The sequence below is a fragment of the Legionella wadsworthii DSM 21896 = ATCC 33877 genome (assembly GCF_000701265.1).
GTDB lineage: Bacteria > Pseudomonadota > Gammaproteobacteria > Legionellales > Legionellaceae > Legionella > Legionella wadsworthii.
Genome location: NZ_JNIA01000008.1, coordinates 1 through 1,052 on the forward strand (window position 1 = coordinate 1; position 1,052 = coordinate 1,052).

Below are 1,052 nucleotides of genomic sequence, written 5' to 3' on the forward strand. Positions count from 1 at the left end.
TTATCACCAGGCATTACCATTTCTACTCCAGATGGAAGATCACATGTTCCTGTTACGTCAGTTGTTCTGAAATAAAACTGGGGTCTATAGCCATTGAAAAATGGAGTATGACGTCCACCTTCTTCTTTGGATAATACGTAAACTTCCGCTTCAAATTTTGTGTGCGGCTTAATTGTACCTGGCTTAGCCAATACCTGTCCACGTTCAACTTCATCTCGCTTGGTTCCACGTAATAACACACCTACGTTGTCTCCAGCTCGACCTTCATCCAACAACTTACGGAACATCTCAACACCTGTACAAGTGGTTTTTTGAGTGTCGCGGATTCCAACAATCTCAATCTCTTCACCCACTTTAACGATTCCACTCTCGACTCGGCCAGTAACTACTGTTCCTCGTCCAGATATTGAGAATACGTCTTCGATTGGTAACAAGAATGCTTTATCAATGTTACGTACAGGTTCTGGTATATAAGAGTCCATGGTCTCAACCAATTTCTCAATCGCTTTGACACCAATTTCGCTATCATCGCCTTCTAATGCTTTCAATGCTGAACCGACAATAATAGGAATATCATCTCCGGGGAAATCGTAACTGCTTAACAAATCACGTACTTCCATTTCTACTAATTCTAATAACTCAGGGTCATCAACCATGTCTGCTTTGTTCATGAACACAACAATGTATGGTACACCTACTTGGCGTGACAACAAAATGTGCTCTCTGGTTTGTGGCATAGGACCATCTGCAGCAGATACTACCAGTATCGCTCCGTCCATTTGTGCCGCACCAGTAATCATGTTCTTGACATAGTCAGCATGTCCTGGGCAATCTACGTGCGCATAATGTCTGTTTGCTGATTCATATTCTACGTGGGCTGTTGATATGGTAATACCACGCTCACGCTCTTCTGGTGCCGCGTCAATTTGATCATAAGCTTTAGCTGTACCACCAAATTTCTTAGCCATAATTGTGGTAATCGCTGCTGTTAATGTCGTTTTACCATGGTCTACGTGACCAATCGTGCCCACATTGACGTGTGGCTTTTTACG

The 1,052-nt window shown here is 43.0% G+C and carries 1 protein-coding gene; it reads right to left on the bottom strand.

All coding sequences use genetic code 11. The features are described 5' to 3' along the window. Positions 1–1,052 (bottom strand): elongation factor Tu (gene tuf / locus BU07_RS0100575; protein ID WP_031562596.1); only part of this gene is annotated, 1,052 nt, incomplete at both ends.